Below are 719 nucleotides of genomic sequence, written 5' to 3' on the forward strand. Positions count from 1 at the left end.
CTCGGCGACGTGCTGCAGGTGGCTGAGACCCCGCAGGATGTCCTCCAGGAGTACATCGACACGGTTCTGCAGGCGGCGTCCGAACCGGGCGCGCCGGGGCTGGCACAGGTCGTCACCTCCGATCCGCTTGAGGTGGTGCGCGGCGTGATCCGTGACGATGCCGGGCGCCACGTCGGCCACTTCCCGATGTGGGTCCGGTTCTGGCGTGAGGATCTGCGGCGCAGCCTCCTCGTGGTCCTGCACTCCCCCAACCCCTACGGCGAGGTCGACCTGGCCGTGGTCGCCCACCGCGGCATGCTGAACCGGACGGTCCTGCGGGCCCTGTTTCGCTGGGCGTTCTATGCCGCCAACTGGTCGCGCGTCGTTGCCCGGGTGCCGGCCGACCGCCCGGATCTGGCGGACCTCCTGCGCCGCACCGGCCTCACGCACGAAGGGCGCGCCCGCGGCGGCCTCAACGGCGCCGACGCTCAGCTTTGGGCTCTGACCGCGCAAGACGACCTCTGGATCATGCCCCGCTCGATGCGCCGGCCCAAGCCGGCCGAGCGCGGCATCCCCATGCCCGACCCGATGAAGGTGCACTGAGTATGGGTATCTTCGACTCGATTACGGGCGGGGCCGCGACGACCGCCTACAAGAACAATATGCAGACCATCAACACGGGTCTGAACCAGCAGAGCACAGCGCTCGGCGACAACTACACGCAGGCCAACAACTACCTG

1 protein-coding gene is annotated in these 719 nt (G+C 68.8%); it reads left to right on the top strand.

Annotated elements, in window-relative coordinates; genetic code table 11:
* Positions 1-582, top strand: a 582-nt coding sequence (locus MKK75_RS06965; RefSeq protein ID WP_244041883.1) for a hypothetical protein, incomplete at its 5' end; no start/stop codon positions are given.
* Positions 583-719: the final 137 nt, after the last annotated feature.

This window comes from Methylobacterium sp. J-030, from assembly GCF_022829545.1.
In the GTDB taxonomy this organism is placed as follows: Bacteria; Pseudomonadota; Alphaproteobacteria; order Rhizobiales; family Beijerinckiaceae; genus Methylobacterium.